Consider the following 19,793-nt stretch of genomic DNA (forward strand, 5'->3'; position numbering starts at 1 on the left):
ACTGTGAATAATATAGACAAGTATACAGGTGTACTACAGAGCACGGCGGGGTGAGTGTGATTGCACTTCACTGTAATCCGTATAATAACATGTGCCGATTACTCTTTTAAGTACAAATAAGTGTGCCCTAGGGCACGTAAGTTAATCTTTGTTTAAACAAAGACCGTTTAAAAGTATGAGTATTCAGTCAACACCTGTGTACTTTATTTTTTTATTTGTAGGTGATATAAATGTTAAAAATCGTTTATCCTATTTGTTGCGGTATTGATGTTCACAAAAAATTTGTAGTTGCAACTGTAACATCAACCAATGAGAATAACATCACTACCTATGCAACCAAACAATTCAGTACTTACTCAAAGAATCTTTTCCATTTAAAAGAGTGGTTATCTGAGCATAACTGTAAAGAAGTTTGTATGGAAAGCACCGGAAAGTACTGGATACCTATCTATAACATACTTGAAGATTCCTGTAATATTACTCTGGCTAACCCAAAGTACGTTAAAAACATTCCCGGCAAAAAAACTGATAAAAAAGATTCTCTATGGCTTGCAGACTTACATAAGCATGGATTAGTTAAAGGAAGTTTTATTCCTCCAAAGGCCATAAGAGAACTACGAGACCTTATGCGCTATCGCTTTAAACTTACAAATTTCCGTTCAAGTGAGAAAAACAGATTCCAAAATTCATTAACAGTTTCAAATATCATGATTTCAAGCGTAGTATCAGATACCTTTGGTAAATCATCATCAGCTATAATTAAATATGCCATGGAGCATCCTGATAAATTAGATATAGACTATACTCAATTTCTACACAAGAGTATGTTATCTAAGGCTGACGAAATTAAGATTGCTATGCAAGGAAGCATCTCTAAAAATCAAACAGCAAAGATGTCTGTATGCTTGAATCATTATGATTATATTAACAATTGTATTTCTCAACTTGATACTGCCATTTCATTAATTTCAAGTGAATTTAAGTCACAAATTGAGCTTATTGCTTCTGCCCCTGGGATAACTACACAATCTGCTACAACTATAATTTCTGAAATTGGAGTGGATATGTCAGTCTTTCCAGATGCTAAACATCTGTGTTCTTGGGCAGGTCTTACACCACAAAATAATGAAAGTGCTGGCAAAAAGAAAAGTGTTCGTATAAGCCGTGCCGGAGCTTATTTAAAGCCAATACTTATTCAGTGTGCTAATGCAGCAATAAAAAACAAGTCCTGCCCATACTTTAAATATCGTTATGAAAGTATAAAGAAAAGACGTGGGCACAAAAGAGCAATTATTGCTATAGCAAGAATGCTTTTAACCTGTATTTATAATATGCTTTTAAAAAATGAAGCCTTTGATAATTCTATTTATGAAAAATATCTAAAAAGAGAAAACACTTCTCGACATTTTCAACCTGATATAGATAGAATTATTTTATTTCTTCAAGCTCAAGGCTTTGAAGTAACAAAAGTAAGTCAAGAGATATCACCGAAAATAAGTTGATTTTTAATTATAAATAATATAAGTCTCTTTTTTTGACCTCATTTTAATAGGTCTTTTTGTCATGTTCAAAAACACCTGAATTTCTTTCAAGTTATCATCCACCTATCTTGTATAATTAATTTTAAAGTAAAAATATAAAATTTTAATTATATGTCAAATTTTTAATGTCATATGAATACTTTACACTATTTTAAATAAAAATGACAGATTTAAATTAATATAAAATATATTGTAATAAGCAATCTGTAGAGAATTTAATTGTCAGTTAGGAGATTTGCTTGAATATAAAGAAAATGGTTGATGGTTCGAATTTAAAAAGTTAGATAATCAAGTGATTCTTAGGTTCAGGTGGAGTTTGCCTATAAGGATTACTTTTCTCCAGTTGAACCTTATTAACAGTATTCTTAGTGTCTTTAGCACTTAGAATACGTTATCCTTTAGGGGAAGAACTTATCCAGGGGCGTAGCAGTGCTTATCCCCCACTTGAAGAAGATGTGGGTGTTAGCTAATTCTAGCCTTCGGATAAAATTCTAAAAGTTTTTCTTTTTAAGATTCATTCAAGGTACGGCCATTATAATGAAAACTGTAAGGCAGCTGCTTACGAGAAAAGTTATTCTGGAGGTATTAAAAATATGAAAAGTAGGTTATCATTAATTTTGAATACAACAAAAAAGAAAATGGGTGCTGCTCTCCTTTGTGGGGCATTTGCTGCTACAATAGGAACAGGAACGGTATTAGCATCAAACTCTACAAATTCTCTGCTTGGTAAAGTGGTAAATGGTGTTAAAAGCTATTCTACAGATGGTGGTAAGACATGGAGTGGAAAAGCTCCTGAGGGTGTAACCATTAATGAAGACAGCACAGGCGGCGTTCTAAAAGGTCTTTCACCTGAAGGTACTGTTAAAGGTGGATTAGCAGTAAAAGTGGAAAACGGTGTTAGAAGCTACTCTACGGATGGTGGTAAAACTTGGAACAAAGAGGTTCCTAAAGGTGTAACTGTAAGTGAAGACGGTAAAAAAATCAAAATGGTAAAAACGCAAAGTGCAGCTGATGCTAATTAATAGTTATGAAAACCAGTCGGTGTGAGATTACAGAGTTACCTGGATAAAAAGACCATTATAAAGCAATTCAAAATAAGGAGCTTCACAGCAGCTCCTTGTTTTGAATGCATCCTGTTTTTAGTAGCTTAAACTTATGGATGAGGAGATATGAAAATGAGAATTTTAATGGTGGAAGATGAAAAGTATATGGCAGAAGCAGTGGCTCAAATTCTTAAAAGAAATCACTATAGTGTTGATTTGGAGTATGATGGCGAAAGTGGATTGGACTGTGGGCTTTCAGGCATTTATGATATAATAATTCTAGATATCATGCTTCCTAAAATGAACGGCATAAGCTTACTTAAAGAATTACGTCGAAATGGTATTGAAACCCCTGTAATTTTATTAACAGCAAAAGGGGAAACAGAGGATAAAGTAAGAGGATTAGATAGCGGTGCGGACGATTATTTGTCAAAACCCTTTGAGGCGGAAGAATTATTAGCTCGTTTGCGGGCTTTAGGGCGTAGGAAAAGTGAATTGGTAAATGAGGGCATTTTAAAATATGGAGATATGGAATTAGACCCTCTTAATTTGAGACTAAGCTGTAGGAAGCAGGAATTTAAATTGACTTTAAAAGAATGTCGATTGTTAGAACTGCTAATCAAAGGAAAAGGTATTATAATTTCAAAGAATGTCATTGTTGAAAAGCTCTGGGGTTACGAAACTGACGTAGAATATAATAATGTAGAAGTTTATGTATCTTTTTTACGAAAAAAGTTAAGAAATATTAAGTCCAATGTTTTTATCCAAACGGTACGTGGAGCAGGATATGTTATAGGTATGGAAAAGGATGGCAAATAATATGTTTAAAAGGCTGCGCAATAAGTTTCTAATTCTCAATATGTCAATTATTTCAGTGATGATGATTACGGCGTTTGCTGTTATTTATACAATAACTTATAACAATATGCAAATGGAGAATCAGAATAAGCTGCTTTCATTACCTGTTATCAAGCTTGAAGGCAGTAATAATCCACCAAAAACCAATGGCAGTGTTTCTGCTGGATTGCATGTAATTCGCAATATTTCTTCCGATTATTCTCTTTCTTTCTCTATAAGAGTAGATTCAGATGGAAAGGTATTAGATATTGAATTCTTATATTGATATGTCTGATGAAAACTATCACAAAGCAGCTGGACTTGCCTGGAATAATAAAAAAAACGATTCCACAATAAACCTTGATGGTAAGCTGTGGGAGTATACCTTATCTCCTATTGTTGAAAATCATATAATTTTTCAAAATGGTCAGCAATCAGTAAATACCACAGATAAGGGATATGATATTAAATTTTTGGATGTTACGGATACACATAAGACACTAGGAGAACTGCTAGCCACTTTCATCCTTGTAGGTCTTATTATGCTCATTGTTATATTCATCATTAGTCTTTATTTTGCTAATCGTGCCATTAAACCTATTGCAGAAGCATGGAAAAAGCAAAAGCAGCTTGTGGCCGATGCTTCTCACGAGCTTAAAACTCCCCTTGCCATTATAAATGCAAATTCAGATGCACTCCTTGCAAATGAAGAAGAAACAATCAAAAATCAGAAAAAATGGCTTAATTATATAAAAACTGAAATTTGCAGAATGACAAAACTGATAAATGATCTTCTGTATTTGGCTAAAACTGAGAATGCAAGTATACGCAAGATTTACTCATCCATAAATATAAGCAGTATTGTAAACAATGTAGTGCTGTCAATGGAAGCTATTGCTTTTGAAAAAGGTATTAAGCTTTCTCATAAAGTAGAACAGGACATAATGGTAAAAGGTGATCCGGAACAAATTAAACAAGTTGTCATGATTTTGCTTGATAATGCCATAAAATATACAAATGAAAAAGGATATATTGACATATCGTTGAAAAAACAAAACGTTATATTGTATTTTCCATTAAAAACAGTGGAAAGGGAATATCCAAACAAGATCTTCCCAAGTTATTTGACAGGTTTTATAGAGTGGACCCGTCCAGAACTCACGAAGGTGGTAGTTATGGATTGGGATTGTCTATTGCAAAGGCTATTGTAGATAGTTTGGGTGGCAAGATTCATGCTGAAAGTGTAGAGAATGAGAGTACTACTTTTACTTTCACACTTGGAATTTAGCCTTATAATACATAGGATAAGTGTTGCTGATTTTTTTATTAATATTGACAGGTAATTATTTAAGTGATATTTTAAAATGACAATCTTAAGAAAGGCTGATGTAAATTGACTGATCCAACATCTAATATAGGCTCTGTTTTAAAAAGGGTGAGATTTGAAAGGGGATTGACTTTGGAGGAAGCATCTAAACTTACTGAAGTGAGTAAGGCAATGCTTGGTCAAATTGAAAGAGGCGAATCAAATCCTACAATATCAATATTATGGAAGATTTCTACAGGGCTCAAAATTTCATTTTCTGAAATACTAGGAAGCGAAGCCAATAATTTTCAATCAATATCAATAGATAGTATAAAACCTGTATATGAATCAGATGGGAAAATGATATTATATGATGTATTCCCTTTTAATCCAATATCAGGATTTGAATATTTTTATATTAAACTGCTTCCTGGTGCTGAACATATTTCTACACCGCATCAAAATTCAGCGGAAGAATATGTTGTAGTGACAAAAGGCACTGTAGTGATAACTGTAGAAGATCAAACTTTTGAACTTACTGCTCCTTCAGCATTAAAGTTTAAGGCCAACAGAAATCATACCTATAGTAACCCATATGATATTGAAGCTGTATTTCAAAATATAGTTAAATATTGAAATAAACCTGGAGTATTATTAAAAATGTATTCTGGATTTATTTTAGAAATTCTGTATGTTATAACGTATAAAATATGTGATAAAATAAATGTAAAATGAAAGGAGATAAAAAATATGATTACAGAGAGAATTGAAACTCTAAGACAGAATTATATAAATGCAAAACCGGCAATTTCATACCAAAGGGCAAGAATTTGGACAGAGTCGCACAAAAAAACAGAAGGTGAATCAATTCCTATAAGAAGAGCCAAAGCATTTAGAGACACTTGTCAGCAAATTGATGTTACTATTTTTAATGGAGAACTTATTGTTGGCGCCATTGGAGAATTCAGAAAATGCGGTATCTTAACTCCAGAATTCTCCTGGAGCTGGGTAGATAGGGAAATGGATAATTTTGGCAAAAGGGTGCAGGATCCATATGTTATGACGGATGAACAAAGGGCATTTGTAAGAAAAAATATATTTCCGTATTGGAAAGGAAAATCTTTAGAAGAAGCATTTCTAGCACAATTACCTAGAGAAACTGCAAAAGTTGTAGTAGATACCGGCTTTGTTGATAACGATTCAAAATGGAGACAGGCAGTTGGCGAAATAACACCAGATTATCAAGATGTTCTATTTAAAAAAGGTTTTGGAGGCATTATCAAAGAGGCAAAAGAAAATATTGCAAGGCTTTCTCTTACTTCAGCGGAAAATATGAAAAAGAAAGATTTTTATAATTCCATAATAATTACCTCCCGGGGAATTATCACACTTGCAAATAGATATGCTGAAAAAGCTAGAGAGATGGCCGATGTAGAAAATGATAGTGTGAGAAAAGAAGAACTTTTAAAAATTGCTGAAATATGCAGCAGGATACCTGAGAAAGCCCCTAGTACTTTTTATGAAGCTATTCAATTTGTCTGGTTTACACAAGTTGGTGGAATAATATCTGAAAATCCACTGGCACTTAACATAGGGAGATTCGACCAGTTTATGTATCCATATTATAAATCTGATATGGATAAAAAAATTATGACAAAGGATCAAATACAAGAGCTTATTGAATTACTCTGGATAAAGTTATCTGAATGGGTTTGGACAATTTCTGCAAATACTGCTGAATTCTTTGCAGGATATAATCAATTTCAAAATCTTACAGTTGGCGGTAAAACAAGAGAGGGAAAAGATGCTATAAATGATCTTTCATATATGTGTTTGAAAGCCACCGAAAGAGTGAAAACTCACCAACCGGGTCTAAGTGTTAGAATTCATCAGGATTGTCCGGGAAGCTTTTTGGATGCAGTTACTTATTTAGTAAGTAAAGGTACTGGATTTCCTGCAATTCATAATGATGCTGCAGGTTATCAAATGCTTATAAATGCAGGCTATGCACCAGAAGATGCTAGAGATTGGAACAACTGTGGTTGTGTAGTACCACATTTTCGTAAAACTGGTGAATGGACTTCAGCGGTAAATATCAATTTTACTGCAGCTTTGGAGTTTGCATTAAATAGAGGTAAAAGCAGGATCATTGGTGAGAAAATAGGTTTAGACGAAAAAAATCCAATGAATTTTGAGTCTTATGAGGAAGTCGAAAAAGCATTTTACAAACAATTTGATAATTTAATTGAACATTCAATTATAGCTACTTTATTAGCACAAAAACTTCACAAGGAAATGGTCCCAAGACCATTTTTATCCTCCTGTATAGAAGAGTGTATGATAAAAGGCAAGGATTTAGTTGATGCTGGAGCAAAATATAATATAGGACCTGTGCTTACTGGAATAGGCCTTGCAGTTACCTCCAATTCTCTTGCCGTAATCAAAAAACTTGTTTTTGAAGATAAAGTTATCACAATGGAAACTTTAATAAAGGTACTTGATGCAAACTGGGAAGGTTGCGAAAATTTGAGACAATTAGCTATTGCAGTACCAAAGTATGGTAATGATATTGACTATGTTGATGATATTGCCATTAAAATGGCAAATCATTATTATAAAGAAGGACACAAATATAAAGACATAAATGGCAATAATTTTATCACTGCCTTTATGGGGATTTCTAATTATTTGCCTACAGGAAAAGTTGTTGGTGCAACCCCATGTGGCAGAAAAGCTAAAGAACCATTGTCTGAAGGTGTATCTCCCTTTGCAGGGTCTGACACCTCTACGCCACTGGCAGCCATGCGTTCAGCAGCAAAAATTAATCAGGATGTACATTCTGGTGGAACACTGTTAAACTTGAGATTAAATGAGGATTTAGTAAATACTAAAAGGGGACAGAGCAACTTGGGAGCAATGATTCAATCTTTCTTTTCTCTAGGGGCATTCCATGTTCAGTTTAATACAATATCTACTGAAACACTGCGTAAAGCTCAAAATAATCCTGAAGACTACAAAGATTTGTTAGTTAGGGTTGCAGGATATAGTACGCAATTTGTTAATTTATCCAGGTCAATGCAGGATGCAATCATTGCAAGAACAGCTCATGAAAATTATTAGAATTGAAATAAAGACATAGATTAATTAGGTTGTGTCTTTATCCGAAGGATGTAATTAGCACCCACCTTCTTCAAGTGGAGGATAAGTACTGCTAGGCCTCTGGATAAGTTCTTCCCCTAAAGGATAACGTATTCTAAGTGCTAAAGACACTAAAAATACTGTTAATAAGGTTTGGATGGAAAAGCATTCCTCATGTGCAAATTCCACCTGAACCTAAGAATTACTTGATTTTAGATAGGGAGGGATTTACATGAATAGCATAGGTGGATATTTTATGGAACCGCAAAATTTTTCTGTTAACGATGGAAATGGAATTAGAACAATTATTTTTTTTGTTGGTTGTCCACTTAAATGTCAATGGTGTTCCAATCCGGAAAGTTGTACAAATTCTAACAAGATTGCCTACTACCAAAGGACATGTATAGGATGTGGAAGATGTGTTGAAGTATGTCCCCATGGAGTAGATATAAATTTAAACCAAATTCTCGAACGAAAAAAATGCAAATCCTGTGGATTTTGTGTAGAGGCATGCCCAACCAATAGTAGGAAAAATTTAATTTATCATTATAATAGTGAACAAATATTAAAAATAGTAGAAAAACAAAGTATATTCTACAGATATTCAGGTGGAGGTGTTACTTTTTCTGGAGGAGAAGCAACCCTTCAGGCTGATATACTGAGAGAGCTTGTAAATAAACTTTATGATAAAGCTGTAGATTTAGCTATTGAAACTTCTGGCTACTTTCAGTTTGATAACGTGAAAGATATATTGGAAAAATTAAATTTAATATTTATAGACATAAAACATATGAATGATGATAAGCATAGATTTTATACAGGAGTTGGCAACGAAAGGATATTGGAGAACATATCAAGACTTAAAGAGTTGAAAGTACCTGTGATAGTTCGTATACCGGTGATTGATGGGGTGAATTCCGATATGGATAACATTAGAAAAACTGCTAGATTTGTTAAGGATAATATAAATAAGCCAAAGTTAGAGCTATTACCATATCACTCATTTGGCAATAGTAAATATGAGGCTCTTGGCCTAGAAAAACCATCAGAAGAGTTCAAGACCCCATCACAGGAATATTTAATGGAATTATGCAAAATAGTTAAAAATGAAGGTGTTGAGGTAGTAAGCTATAAATAGGTTTATATATTGGGCTAAAATAAATTATTGACAAAAATGAGATTTTAGTATAGCATGTGATATAAAATCAAATTAAATCTTATCAAGAGCGGTGGAGGGACTGGCCCTATGAAACCCGACAACCGACATTTTTTATATGCATCGGTGTCAATTCCTGCAGAGTGTACTGTAATGCTCTGAAAGATAAGAAAAGTAGAAGTCTTATTAAATAAGTTGCTATTCGCTAATAGAAGCTATTTTTCTTATATGTAAGGAATGTAGCTTTTTTCTTGTATTTAGAATTAAGTTTACTACTGTTTAAAGAAAAATTATAAAAATTCACAAATTATTACTTTGTGGTATGTTAAAAGTTTAATAATGCCTAAGAATATACTGATCTTAACAAAATTAAGTACCAGTGAATTTATATTATAAGGAGAGATTTTTATGAATATTTTAATTGTGGGAGGAGACAGGCTTGACAATATTAAAGATAAGTTAGATAAATGCGGAATTAATAAAGTTAATCACATTACAGGTGGAAAAAGAGGGGATAAGAAAATAGAAATTCCTAAAAATATGGATTTAGTATTGGTACTTACAGATTTCATAGGACATAACATGACTGAAATAATAAAGAAACAATCTAAAAAATCATACTTTAATTATGTTTTCAAAACGTTCATGGATATGTATTCAAGCAAACATAAAAAATACACTTATTGATTAAATGAAAAATATTGAAGGATACAAATAAAATGGTATACTGAACAGATTGCATACTATGTAAAACTAATTATTAAGATAATGGTGTAGAGTAAAATTTTTACTCATTAGATAAGGATAAAATGATGAATATAATATATGCACAAAAGAATTGAGGATTGACTGCAAAAAATGTTTCGGTCTATGTTGTGTAGCATTGTACTTTTTTCTCAGGCATATAACTCATATTTTATGAATAACCAGCCTGCCAAACAGAAAAGATAAAATTAATATATATTTGAGATTTGGAGGGATTATATTGGAGAATATTCATGATTTTCGTTTGCCTGCAATAAATCTTATTGGCGTGGGAGCCATTAAGAATTTATATACAGAACTACTTCCATATAAATTAAGTAAAGCTCTAATTGTTACGGATAAAAATATAATAAATCTTGGTCATGTCGAAACAGTTGAGAAAATATTAAAAGACTTATTTATTTCTTATGATATATTTGATGGAATCTTACATCCAGATTGTACAATTTCATTTGTAGAAGATGCTCTTACATACTTTAAAAAAGGACTAAGCATGTTGAGAAGGGACTATCACTTTATTATATCTATTGGAGGTGGAACTAACCATGATTGTGCAAAAGGTATAGCTATTGCAGCAACTAATGGTGGATCTATAGAAGATTATGAAGGATATAAAAAAATGACAAAACCTAGTTTGCCAGTTATCTCAATAAATACTACTTCTGGTTCAGGATCTGAAGTAACTAACGTTACAATTATGAGAGATGATAGTAGAAGAGTAAAAATGGTTATTGCAGATCCAAAAATGATGCCTATAATATCTGTAAATGATCCTAGATTTATGACAACCATGCCTCCAAAGATAACTGCTAATTCTGGTATTGATGTTTTAACTCATTCAATAGAGGGCTTTGTTGCTACAGAGGCTTCACCCTGTTACGGATAGCCTGGCAATTGATGCTGTAAAGTTGGTCTTTGGGTACCTAAGAAGAGCATATAAAAATGGAAATGACATGGAAGCCAGAGAAAAGATGATGTTTGCCGGTGTTATGGGTGGAATGGTTCTTAACAATGCAGGACTAGGATATGTTCATTCCATGTCTCATCAAATAGGTGCACTTTATGAGGAAATGCATGGAGCTTGTAATGCGGCTCTACTGCCCCACGTATTAGAGTTTAATTCGGTATCAATATCAGAGGAAAGAATTCTTAAAATCAGTGAAGCTATGGGGATGAAAGCAACTGATAAACAAGATGCTATCAATAAAATTAAGTATTGTATTCAAAGTCTTTGTAAGGATATTGGACTTCCAATTCATCTCAGTTCCATTGGAGTTGATGAAAATGATTTAGAGTTACTTTCGAAAAATGCTGAAAAAGATATTAGTTCTATTACAAATCCAAGAAGAGGAACTTTTGTGGATATAATGAATATTTTTAAGGCTGCCATGTAAATGTACTACTAATACCCTATATGATATAATATAGAAAATAGTGGAATGAAGCAAAGTGAACTGGCTGAATTAGTTGAAGTGAGACGGGAGACGATAGTTCATCTGGAAAATGGAAGATACAATCTGTCACTTAAACTGGGAATGAATATTGCAAAAATATTCCATACCACGGTTGAAGAATTATTTAAGTTTGAAGATTAGTGCTCTTATTTTGCTTCAAATAGAAGAAATAAAATATAAATAAGACTTATTAATTTAAGCATTTTTAGATTGTTTATATAATGAAATGAAGTTATAATAATGAGGAGAGAATATATGATTGATAGTAATATTGAGAATGATTATGTACAAAATATGGTTAATTACTTAATCCTCGTTCATGAAAAATTAAGTAAGCCCTTTGAAGATTGTTTTAAAGAAAAATTAAGTGCTCTTCAGTTTAATACACTATGCGTACTTCAATCTTATGGAAGCTTAACAATGAAAGAATTAGCTGAAAGGATGAATTTATCTAAGCAGCAAATGACTAAAATTATTGCCAAACTTGTTAAGATTAACTTTGCTGAGCGTAGTTACGATAAAGATGATAGACGTATAATTAAAATATCTGCTACAAAAGAAGCTGATGAATATATTAAATTAGAAAGTAAAGCTTTTGCGAGAAGATTGAAAGATATAATAAATTCATTAAATGAAGAAGACCTAAAAGATTTAGAAATTGCAATTAGAAGTATGAATAAAATACTTCCTAAGTTTCCTAAGTGGTTGAGTAAGTGAGATATTAAAAAGTAAAATATTATGTATTATCACACATGTTGATTAACCATTTTTCACCATAAACAAATTTGATAATTATTGATATTTTTAAATAATAAGTCAATGCATACTTGAACTTCGTCTTGAAGTGTAGAATTAAGAAGTTTTCTAACAAACTCACAAAATGATAACTTAACAAATTTCAAATTTTGAGACACATTAACATAAGAAAAATGAAGTAATACATACGCAATTAAAGCTATAAAAAGTTGATTGTAAACTGCATTTTCACTTGTTCCAAACAATCTTTTAACATTCAAATTTTGCTTTATAAATCTAAAAAAGCTTTCAACTTTCCATCTTTCTTTATAGATATCTGCAATTTTTTCAGGTGTAATGGCCATTAAGTTAGTACATACCCTTATGGATTTTCCATAGAAGTCACTAAATTGAACAACTCTAAATCTATTTTCAGTTTTAGAAGAGCCTTCTCCAAGATAACAAGTAACATCCTTGATTATATTAGAATTTTCAGTTCTTAAACTTTTTATGTTTTTTGGATAACTTAGAGTTATATTGTCTTTGATTCTTATGACAAATGCTTGTTTTATAGATTTAAACATATCATATCTCTTATGTTTCCCATAAGCTCTATCTTCTACCAAGATACAATCTGTATTAATAAGTTTTTCACCTATTGGACCATCATGTTTGTTTGCAGTAGTTTCAATGACTTTTTGAGGCATTAAAGTATTTACATTAAGAGCCACATGCAGCTTTATTCCTGACTTATTACCTTTGAACTTTGCCCATTTCAATCTGCCTTCACCAACAGTTATAGTAGTGGAATCTACTGCTAATAAATCTTTTGGTAATTTAAGTATTCTTCGAGTTGAACGATTGCATTTAGTTATAAGAATCTCAAATAATTTCTTAGCTATTTTATAATCTACATTTGCTGCTTTCTTCGAAATTGTGGAATAATCAACTGCTCTTAATCCAGCTTCATTCATAAAATCTGAACCAGCTCTAAAACTTTTGTATTCATTAGTTGCTGTCGCTATAAAAAATTGAAACAAATCATATACTGTGAATTTTCTTGATGTATCCTTATAGCCTAAAACCGCACATACTGTAATTACTTCTTCTTTTTTTAAAAGTGTTTGAAATATATCAAATATAGTGGTATTATTTCTCATGAGGTCACTCTCCTAAACAGTAGTATTTTTTCTCAGCAAATTAATATTACCATAGGATGACCTCATTTTCATACCTTTTTATTTACGTATTTTGGATAATCAACACTCGTGATGTATTATATTTAATATGCTACTTTTTTACTTGTTATATTGACATTAAAGAACATACATTGTAGTATGAATATAGTAGACGTATGTTTATAGTAAATATACGTCTATTATATATGCACTATAGATTTTTATGATGTTCCGTTGTAATACTAAAATTTCTTGAGGGGTGGAAATGTGGAAAGAGATATACAATTTGTGGCAAAGAATAATAAAGGTAAATGGATGTTATGGATACAGGTAGATGGTAAAAAAATGCTTTTAACCGATATACTAAGATCTGAAGAAGAAGTAAAAAATTTTATAAAAGGCATTTTTGAAAAACCAATAAATTTAATTGAATAAAAGTATAATTTGAGAAATTAAAAATAAGTAAATATAAGAAATTTTATACACATTTAGAGTTTCAGAAAGATCCCAAACTCTTTTTATTTTGCTCCATATGATGGCAATATGATTAAGAAAATGATTAAAGTCTATGAGCAAGGCTTTAAAGTAAAAATGTAATGAAAGTCTGTATTTGAGGTTGCAGGCCTTGTTATATTTATATTCGCCCATATTTATACATAAGGTGTAAATCCATGTAATTAGCCGAAATATTTATATTCTTATAGTTTTTATGTTAAAATTTACCCTATATTATATCTTAAATTGGGGGATAGCGTATGACTACAAGATGTAGAAAATGTATATTTAAAGATGTAGATGGGGGAAAATACCCCTGTAGTGATTGTAGTGAAATTATGGATATGAACAGTACGAAATGTACTGAGAGTCATTTTAAACAAATAGTTGAATACAATAAGAACATTAGACCTAAAGAACGATTAAAGCAAAAATTAAATGAGATATTGGTCTCTACAAATAAAGAAATAATTTACGGTAAATATAAAGCGCTAGAGGATGGAAATATGATGTTAACAGCTTTCTTAAATGATGATGAGGACGTTACCTTATATCAAATAGTAGACACAGGAGAAAGTTTAGTTCAAAATGTGGTTTGGCTGGATAAGGATTTATTACATAAAATAAACAAGCTATAGCAAAGAGGAGGGTTAATTTTCCCCCTTCTCTTTACTCTAACAACTTACAATAAAAATTAATCGAACAGAAGATAGATAATTAGAAAATTAATGTGAAGTATGAATTTTAAAAATGATATGAGGTGATTATTATGTTTAGAGAAATGCGAAGAAAAGACAGAGAAATCAAAAGTGATGAAGTTATTGAAACTTTAGAAAACAGTGATTATGGTATTCTATCTACTATAGGCCAAAATGGATATCCTTATGGAGTACCAGTAAGTTTTGTCTTTTTAAATAATTCAATATATTTTCATAGTGCTGTTGAAGGACACAAATTAGATAATATATTAAATAATAGTAAAGTATCTTTTTGTGTAGTTGGACAAACTGATATTCTGCCTGACAAATTTAGCACAAAATATGAGAGTGTAATTGTATTTGGAATAGCAAGTGAAGTTTTTAATAACGAAAAAAATACAACTCTTTTAGAGATATTAAATAAGTATTCACCAGATTACATTGTGAAGGGGAAAGAATATATTAAAAATGCAAGTAAAGCAACTAAAGTAATAAAAATTAGTATTGAACATATTTCTGGCAAAGCAAGGAGATAGTTAATGTCAGTTTATAATATATGAAGTTTAGTAATATTATTGTTTTAGGTATTAATATAAAAGAAAATTAAAGATAATGCTGTAATTGGAACAATAGGATTATTTCATAGAGAATCCAAAGATTATTTTAATAATTGCGGGCTTCTCCGTTTAGATTTGAGAAGTGATTATGAAACAAAAGCCAATATAATAGATATTTTAAAATTGATTATTGATAAAACTTATATATTGTTTGAATGTAATATGATAGCAACAAAGGCACTTCCTATTGCAGGCGAAAGAATAAAAGCTTTGAAGAAATTAGATTTTTCACCTAATGAAAATGAGTTGAGTGGTAATGATGGGATGGAATATTCATCATATTATTTTAAAAAGAGATAAACTTCAATTTATTTAATTGAAAAATATAAATGTACTATAAATTAATTGTTATAAATAATGTTCAAACATTCTGTCTCTATTTATAATTGAAAGAGGTGATGAACTTTGAATTGTTTTATCAGGGAAATTGAGGATGAAGAGTTATCAATTAGCACACAGGTTATTAGACTATCGTTTTTAACAGTTACAAGGGAATTTAATCTAACAAAAAAGAACTGTCCAACAAATGGTGCGTTTATTGAAACTGAAAGACTTATAAAAGACAAAGCAAGAGGAATAAAGATGTTTGGCTTATTTACAGACAATATCCAAATAGGTTTTGTTGCTATTGTAAAGCAGGATGATGATACTTATGAGATGGAAAAACTATCTGTATTACCAGAGTATCGCCATAATAATTATGGAAAAGTATTAATAAATTATGTGAAAAATTATGTGAAATCTTTGAATGGAAATGTAATTAGGATAGGTATAATTGAAGAAAATAGAATATTGAAGCAGTGGTATCTATCCCATGGATTTATAGAAAAGGAAACAAGAAATTTTTCACAGCTACCATTTACTGTAGGTTTTATGGAATTGACATTATAATTGGAACGTATTCGAAATATGGATAAAGAACTAGCTAGATTGACAATGGAATGATAGATTACTAGATAATTATTGGTTTAAGGTGGAGGTTATATTGAGGATAATATTATTGGTCAGCAGCTATAGAGCAAATGGCAACACAAACAGGATTGTTTCACTGATTGAAAAACAACTTTTATCAATTGCTGATGAGGAGAATATTACTCTGGAGGTTGAAAAAATACAGTTGAGTTATTTTGATATAAAGACATGCTGTGGTTGTAGAGCCTGTTTTGACAAGGGAGAAGAAGAGTGTCCTTTGAAGGATGAGTTGCTTATAATCTGGGAAAAGATATATCAGGCTGACGGGATACTTGCTGCAAGTCCTGTATATGTTGAGGATGTCAACGGGATAATGAAAAACTGGATTGATCGTATGGCATTTAACTGCCACAGGCCTGCATTTGCAGGAAAGACTGTATATATAGTAACTACTTCGGGAGGCGGTTCATCAAATCATACAATAAATACAATGAAAAATGCATTTATCACTTGGGGTATGAATTTTGCAGGGAGCAGCAAGTTTCAGACAGGCAAACTGATGAATTCTGTTGAGATGAAATTAAGATACAGTAATGAAATTAAAGAGGCAGCTGAAGTGTTATTCAAGGCAGTTAAAAATAAATTAGCTCAAAGGCCCTCACTTTATTCGTTGATTGCATTTAAGGTCCAACAAAAATGTTGGCAGAAGTCAACACAATTTCAAGATACAGTTGATTATAAGTATTGGCAAAGGAATGAATGGCTTCAAAGAGATTGTAATTATTATATTCCTAATAAGGCGAATTTTCTAAAAATAAAATTTGCACGACTAATTGGAAGTATTGTTGCGATTTTCTATCTGACAAGCTTTCAATACAAAATATAGTAAATTCTGATGCTTTTTATTATTTTCAGAATACTTTTTTTATACAAATTTCAATTCCCATTTATATGGATACTAGTGTCCGTAGGTCAGGCCTTTTGATTTACAAATATTAACTTTTGATTCATTTCTAGTGTAGTTAATGTCACGGATGCTCCCATTATCCCATATAGAGTAATCTTCTTTAACCAGTTGATTATTATATATTCCCAAAAATATAAATTGATTAGTAGAACCAAATATAACAGCTCTTTTTCTTGCACCAGTTGGTAAAGTTTTAATTATAGGTTGTATTTAAACCTTAGTCCAAACGGCAGTCACAGACGGCCCAGATGTAACAATTGCTTCATCTTCATAGAGAACTACAGTATTCTCATCTTTTGATTTTACAAAATTTGAAAATTATTCTCTAAAGTTAGTCAAGGTTTCTTTGTTAATTTTGCTACTTAATTTCTTAGCTCTAGTTTTGGAGCAATTAAGCCTAATAAATATATTATAAGCGGTACCAAGTGAGATTTTTTTATTAAAGTTTAGGCCTATCCATTTAACAAGAAGTTTACCAGTACAATTATTATAATTAAGACCGGCATCATATGGTGATTTTTTTAAGATTTCATCAATAATAGTAAGTTCATCAGACGTCAAAATTGTTTTCTTAGGGGGATGTTCTAAGTCTTTTAATCCATCCAATCCAAATTTGTTGTATCGAGGATATGCTGGACAAATAGGCAAATGGATTTATAACAAGTTTACTTAATTTAAAACAGGATAAATTAAAGTATAAGTATAAGAAAAAGGATTGGCAATTAGGTATGAAATTTAATATGTCTCAAGGTGCAGTTACAAAGAGGCGGCATAGGTTTATTGAGAATATAGTTAACTAGGATATGTGGATTAGTGCCGTGAATTAGTATGGATTTGTTTATTTAATAGTAACAGTTTATTCATAAAATTAATATAATAATTGCAGTAAGTAATTGTTATATTAAGAAAGGTAAACTATGTTATCTAGTATTGAATTTATACGACAATCTTTGGGATTACATCTCTTTTTTGCAAGGATTATGAAAGAACATTCATTCTTTCTGGAAGTAAGTTTTACACAAAAGAACTCAAATCTTATACTTAAAGCAGATACGCTTAGGATGGAGTTTGATAGACTTTTAGCAGATACAATAGCTCTTTCTAATGGTGTTGTTAGCTGTAGTGTATTACAGTCTGGTGAAGTAATAACCCCATTTACATTAAAAGCCGAAATGGCTTCAGCATATTTTACAGGAGTAAACATTTTAACTGATTTGACGAAGGCAGAAGCAACATTGATGTGTAATGACTTAATGATAGTTAACCCCATACTTGAACAAAGAGTATTCATGCTTAATCAAAGAGCTATGGAGCTGATTTCAACTTTAGTACGGTTTAAGTCCAGGATATTATCAGCAGTCATATCATGTAAGATATTCACAAGTAATTATCCTTTACTTATAGACCACATTTTAAGAGAAGCAAAGTTTTATCATAAGTTGATTCAAAAACTTCAAAATTGTGAAAATATGAACTTGGAAATGGAGGCTTATAAGCAAGAAGCTTTCTGGAACAGAATTATGGCCGAACATTCAAAATTTATTCGTGGACTTCTTGATCCAACCGAAAATGAACTTATAAATACTGCAAATAATTTTGGGAATGAGTTTGATAAATTGACAAAAGAAGCGAAAGAAGCTATGGATAAGACAATACCAATTTCAAAAGTAACAGATGACAGCCTTAAAGCCACTATAGAAATTAGTAAATTTAAAGCACAAGGTACACAAGGATTGGTAAATTGTAAAATTAAATCCATAATAATACCGTTATTGGGTGACCATGTCTTACGAGAAGCAAACCACTATTTGCGATTATTAAAAATATTTAAGAAAGCAAAAGTATAATAAAATATTGCTATGTAACAAAAATATTAGGAATTAAAGTGGAATTAAGTAGGAATTAAAGTGGAATTAAGTAGGAATTAAAATGGAATTAGATTGGAATTAAGATATTGCCAAAGTGCAATATAATAATATTATGAGAGTATTGAAGATGGCTCATATACAAATTTCTTCCTTAAAATATACCTCTAGCTCCAGGGTTAAATGGAGCTGCCAATGTGGGAAACCGTAAATAAAAATTATACTATATGGTGTGTATATCAGAAGAAGGTAGGCACTGTTAAATCAGTGCTTATTTTGTATATTGTTTACAAATAGTTGTTATATAGGACATTGGATCGTAACAAATACCGTATATAATAAATGTTATAACAGATTATAAATTAGTTCCCCACCACATAAAATTTAAACCTGTGTCTGTGGTTGCAGGGCACGTTAAACTCAAATGCAACCGCCAGAAGTTCGTATATTAAAATTGTATCCCTTCAAAATAAATTGTCGAAATAAGTACCCATTATCTAGGGTGCTTATTTTTGTTTTAAAGAATTCATTATAAGGTATGTGCAAATTATTATAGTTGCTCCTAATGCATATAAAGTAATTAATATTACGCCTGAATCAGAATCATTATTAAATAGTCCCTCAAGAATAGATGAACCATACATGAAAGCAATAAAACTTATAATCCATAGAAATATGTACTTTAGAATTTTCATAGATGAGAAATCTCCTTTTTATCTAACCATAACATAAAGAAGGTGAGAGGTATGAAGATAAGAGAAATCCTGAAAGAAAAGCTTAACCAAGATAAAAAATTAAATAAAGATAAATCCAGGAGAGGCGAATACCTCTCCTTTTCTGGTATAGAAAAATTGATGGCTCATGACTGCAATAAGAATATGAGAGCACATGGGTCAAAGTGCATAGAACTTTATCTTTTATCTTGATAGCTCTGATAGGTTTTCATGTAATGTTTTCTAGATTTTTATTAATTCGCAGATAAAATTGAATTATGTATTAGGGTAGAAACATAGTAAATATTGACGAACAATAGTTGAAGGATATTATCTTCTTTTGTAGAAGTTTTAGGCAAAAGGAAATGAAAAT

At 31.2% G+C, this 19,793-nt stretch carries 21 protein-coding genes, 4 pseudogenes and 1 riboswitch; of the genes and pseudogenes, 22 read left to right on the forward strand and 3 right to left on the reverse strand.

Going from position 1 to position 19,793, the window contains the following annotated elements:
* The first annotated feature begins 230 nt into the window (after positions 1 to 230).
* The 14 genes and pseudogenes from AB3K27_RS05045 (at position 231) to AB3K27_RS05110 (ending at position 11,957) form a co-directional block, all read left to right on the forward strand.
* Entirely contained in the window at positions 231 to 1,502 is a 1,272-nt protein-coding gene (locus tag AB3K27_RS05045; protein WP_368487573.1) for an IS110 family transposase, read from the forward strand.
* Positions 1,503 to 1,740: 238 nt separating this feature from the next.
* Positions 1,741 to 1,803: pseudogene (locus tag AB3K27_RS05050) on the forward strand (helix-turn-helix domain-containing protein); the annotation flags it as partial.
* Between the two features lie 331 nt (positions 1,804 to 2,134).
* Positions 2,135 to 2,563 carry a sialidase family protein gene (locus AB3K27_RS05055; protein ID WP_368490151.1) on the forward strand — a complete coding sequence of 143 codons (429 nt, stop codon included), beginning with the start codon at positions 2,135 to 2,137 and terminating at the stop codon, positions 2,561 to 2,563.
* A gap of 153 nt (positions 2,564 to 2,716) precedes the next feature.
* Positions 2,717 to 3,403, forward strand: coding sequence for a response regulator transcription factor (locus tag AB3K27_RS05060; protein WP_368490152.1), 687 nt, complete (start codon positions 2,717 to 2,719; stop codon positions 3,401 to 3,403).
* Position 3,404: 1 nt separating this feature from the next.
* The gene (locus AB3K27_RS05065) at positions 3,405 to 3,707 is read left to right on the forward strand and encodes a hypothetical protein (protein WP_368490153.1); all 303 of its coding nucleotides are present in this window, start codon (positions 3,405 to 3,407) and stop codon (positions 3,705 to 3,707) included.
* Between the two features lie 256 nt (positions 3,708 to 3,963).
* A pseudogene (locus tag AB3K27_RS05070) lies at positions 3,964 to 4,179 on the forward strand (histidine kinase dimerization/phospho-acceptor domain-containing protein); the annotation flags it as partial.
* 338 nt (positions 4,180 to 4,517) lie between these two features.
* Positions 4,518 to 4,709, forward strand: coding sequence for an ATP-binding protein (locus AB3K27_RS05075; protein WP_368491178.1), 192 nt, complete (start codon positions 4,518 to 4,520; stop codon positions 4,707 to 4,709).
* A 105-nt stretch (positions 4,710 to 4,814) separates the two neighbouring features.
* Entirely contained in the window at positions 4,815 to 5,363 is a 549-nt protein-coding gene (locus AB3K27_RS05080) for a helix-turn-helix domain-containing protein (protein ID WP_368490154.1), read from the forward strand.
* Between the two features lie 114 nt (positions 5,364 to 5,477).
* Positions 5,478 to 7,847 carry a formate C-acetyltransferase/glycerol dehydratase family glycyl radical enzyme gene (locus AB3K27_RS05085; RefSeq protein ID WP_368490155.1) on the forward strand — a complete coding sequence of 790 codons (2,370 nt, stop codon included), beginning with the start codon at positions 5,478 to 5,480 and terminating at the stop codon, positions 7,845 to 7,847.
* A 250-nt stretch (positions 7,848 to 8,097) separates the two neighbouring features.
* On the forward strand, positions 8,098 to 9,003 hold the full coding sequence (locus tag AB3K27_RS05090; RefSeq protein WP_368490156.1) for a glycyl-radical enzyme activating protein: 906 nt from the start codon (positions 8,098 to 8,100) through the stop codon (positions 9,001 to 9,003).
* Between the two features lie 76 nt (positions 9,004 to 9,079).
* Positions 9,080 to 9,193: riboswitch (SAM riboswitch) on the forward strand.
* 236 nt (positions 9,194 to 9,429) lie between these two features.
* Positions 9,430 to 9,712, forward strand: a pseudogene (locus AB3K27_RS05095) (DUF2325 domain-containing protein).
* 294 nt (positions 9,713 to 10,006) lie between these two features.
* Positions 10,007 to 11,180: pseudogene (locus tag AB3K27_RS05100) on the forward strand (iron-containing alcohol dehydrogenase).
* 45 nt (positions 11,181 to 11,225) lie between these two features.
* Positions 11,226 to 11,381: a helix-turn-helix transcriptional regulator gene (locus AB3K27_RS05105; RefSeq protein ID WP_368490157.1), complete on the forward strand. Its 156-nt coding sequence runs from the start codon at positions 11,226 to 11,228 to the stop codon at positions 11,379 to 11,381.
* Between the two features lie 114 nt (positions 11,382 to 11,495).
* On the forward strand, positions 11,496 to 11,957 hold the full coding sequence (locus AB3K27_RS05110; RefSeq protein ID WP_368490158.1) for a MarR family winged helix-turn-helix transcriptional regulator: 462 nt from the start codon (positions 11,496 to 11,498) through the stop codon (positions 11,955 to 11,957).
* 53 nt (positions 11,958 to 12,010) lie between these two features.
* Here the strand turns inward: AB3K27_RS05110 and AB3K27_RS05115 are convergent, their stop codons facing one another.
* The gene (locus AB3K27_RS05115) at positions 12,011 to 13,135 is read right to left on the reverse strand and encodes an IS4 family transposase (RefSeq protein ID WP_368488366.1); all 1,125 of its coding nucleotides are present in this window, start codon (positions 13,133 to 13,135) and stop codon (positions 12,011 to 12,013) included.
* Positions 13,136 to 13,420: 285 nt separating this feature from the next.
* Between AB3K27_RS05115 and AB3K27_RS05120 the strand changes: the two genes are divergently transcribed.
* The 6 genes from AB3K27_RS05120 (at position 13,421) to AB3K27_RS05145 (ending at position 16,761) form a co-directional block, all read left to right on the forward strand.
* Positions 13,421 to 13,588, forward strand: coding sequence for a hypothetical protein (locus tag AB3K27_RS05120; RefSeq protein ID WP_368490159.1), 168 nt, complete (start codon positions 13,421 to 13,423; stop codon positions 13,586 to 13,588).
* Positions 13,589 to 13,908: 320 nt separating this feature from the next.
* A complete protein-coding gene (locus AB3K27_RS05125) occupies positions 13,909 to 14,286 on the forward strand; it encodes a hypothetical protein (RefSeq protein WP_368490160.1) in 378 nt (125 codons plus the stop codon).
* Positions 14,287 to 14,417: 131 nt separating this feature from the next.
* A complete protein-coding gene (locus tag AB3K27_RS05130) occupies positions 14,418 to 14,882 on the forward strand; it encodes a pyridoxamine 5'-phosphate oxidase family protein (RefSeq protein WP_368490161.1) in 465 nt (154 codons plus the stop codon).
* 156 nt (positions 14,883 to 15,038) lie between these two features.
* Entirely contained in the window at positions 15,039 to 15,263 is a 225-nt protein-coding gene (locus AB3K27_RS05135) for a hypothetical protein (RefSeq protein WP_368490162.1), read from the forward strand.
* Positions 15,264 to 15,368: 105 nt separating this feature from the next.
* Complete coding sequence (locus AB3K27_RS05140; protein ID WP_368490164.1) at positions 15,369 to 15,854, forward strand: GNAT family N-acetyltransferase; 486 nt, start codon at positions 15,369 to 15,371, stop codon at positions 15,852 to 15,854.
* 94 nt (positions 15,855 to 15,948) lie between these two features.
* Positions 15,949 to 16,761, forward strand: a complete 813-nt coding sequence (locus AB3K27_RS05145; protein WP_368490166.1) for a flavodoxin family protein — start codon at positions 15,949 to 15,951, stop codon at positions 16,759 to 16,761.
* Between the two features lie 399 nt (positions 16,762 to 17,160).
* Here AB3K27_RS05145 and AB3K27_RS05150 read toward each other — a convergent pair whose 3' ends face one another.
* Positions 17,161 to 17,448, reverse strand: a complete 288-nt coding sequence (locus AB3K27_RS05150) for a helix-turn-helix domain-containing protein (RefSeq protein WP_368490167.1) — start codon at positions 17,446 to 17,448, stop codon at positions 17,161 to 17,163.
* A 311-nt stretch (positions 17,449 to 17,759) separates the two neighbouring features.
* On the opposite strand from AB3K27_RS05150, the gene AB3K27_RS05155 reads away from it, so the two are divergent.
* Entirely contained in the window at positions 17,760 to 18,689 is a 930-nt protein-coding gene (locus tag AB3K27_RS05155; RefSeq protein ID WP_368490168.1) for a DUF2935 domain-containing protein, read from the forward strand.
* Between the two features lie 524 nt (positions 18,690 to 19,213).
* Here AB3K27_RS05155 and AB3K27_RS05160 read toward each other — a convergent pair.
* Positions 19,214 to 19,402 (reverse strand): hypothetical protein, encoded by a 189-nt coding sequence (locus AB3K27_RS05160; RefSeq protein WP_368490169.1) that lies wholly within the window; start codon positions 19,400 to 19,402, stop codon positions 19,214 to 19,216.
* Between the two features lie 51 nt (positions 19,403 to 19,453).
* Between AB3K27_RS05160 and AB3K27_RS05165 the strand changes: the two genes are divergently transcribed.
* Positions 19,454 to 19,633, forward strand: a complete 180-nt coding sequence (locus AB3K27_RS05165) for a hypothetical protein (RefSeq protein WP_368490171.1) — start codon at positions 19,454 to 19,456, stop codon at positions 19,631 to 19,633.
* Positions 19,634 to 19,793: the final 160 nt, after the last annotated feature.

This window comes from Clostridium sp. BJN0013 (assembly GCF_040939125.1).
Classification (GTDB): Bacteria; Bacillota; Clostridia; order Clostridiales; family Clostridiaceae; genus Clostridium_B.

Bases quoted from the DNA above. Each gene is read 5' to 3' on its own strand.
- AB3K27_RS05105 (WP_368490157.1), top strand. From the start codon at position 11,226: ATGAAGCAAAGTGAACTGGCTGAATTAGTTGAAGTGAGACGGGAGACG.
- AB3K27_RS05110 (WP_368490158.1), top strand. From the start codon at position 11,496: ATGATTGATAGTAATATTGAGAATGATTATGTACAAAATATGGTTAAT.
- AB3K27_RS05090 (WP_368490156.1), top strand. From the start codon at position 8,098: ATGAATAGCATAGGTGGATATTTTATGGAACCGCAAAATTTTTCTGTT.
- AB3K27_RS05045 (WP_368487573.1), top strand. From the start codon at position 231: ATGTTAAAAATCGTTTATCCTATTTGTTGCGGTATTGATGTTCACAAA.
- AB3K27_RS05160 (WP_368490169.1), bottom strand. From the start codon at position 19,402: ATGAAAATTCTAAAGTACATATTTCTATGGATTATAAGTTTTATTGCT.
- AB3K27_RS05165 (WP_368490171.1), top strand. From the start codon at position 19,454: ATGAAGATAAGAGAAATCCTGAAAGAAAAGCTTAACCAAGATAAAAAA.
- AB3K27_RS05085 (WP_368490155.1), top strand. From the start codon at position 5,478: ATGATTACAGAGAGAATTGAAACTCTAAGACAGAATTATATAAATGCA.
- AB3K27_RS05130 (WP_368490161.1), top strand. From the start codon at position 14,418: ATGTTTAGAGAAATGCGAAGAAAAGACAGAGAAATCAAAAGTGATGAA.
- AB3K27_RS05125 (WP_368490160.1), top strand. From the start codon at position 13,909: ATGACTACAAGATGTAGAAAATGTATATTTAAAGATGTAGATGGGGGA.
- AB3K27_RS05060 (WP_368490152.1), top strand. From the start codon at position 2,717: ATGAGAATTTTAATGGTGGAAGATGAAAAGTATATGGCAGAAGCAGTG.
- AB3K27_RS05065 (WP_368490153.1), top strand. From the start codon at position 3,405: ATGTTTAAAAGGCTGCGCAATAAGTTTCTAATTCTCAATATGTCAATT.
- AB3K27_RS05155 (WP_368490168.1), top strand. From the start codon at position 17,760: ATGTTATCTAGTATTGAATTTATACGACAATCTTTGGGATTACATCTC.
- AB3K27_RS05115 (WP_368488366.1), bottom strand. From the start codon at position 13,135: ATGAGAAATAATACCACTATATTTGATATATTTCAAACACTTTTAAAA.
- AB3K27_RS05055 (WP_368490151.1), top strand. From the start codon at position 2,135: ATGAAAAGTAGGTTATCATTAATTTTGAATACAACAAAAAAGAAAATG.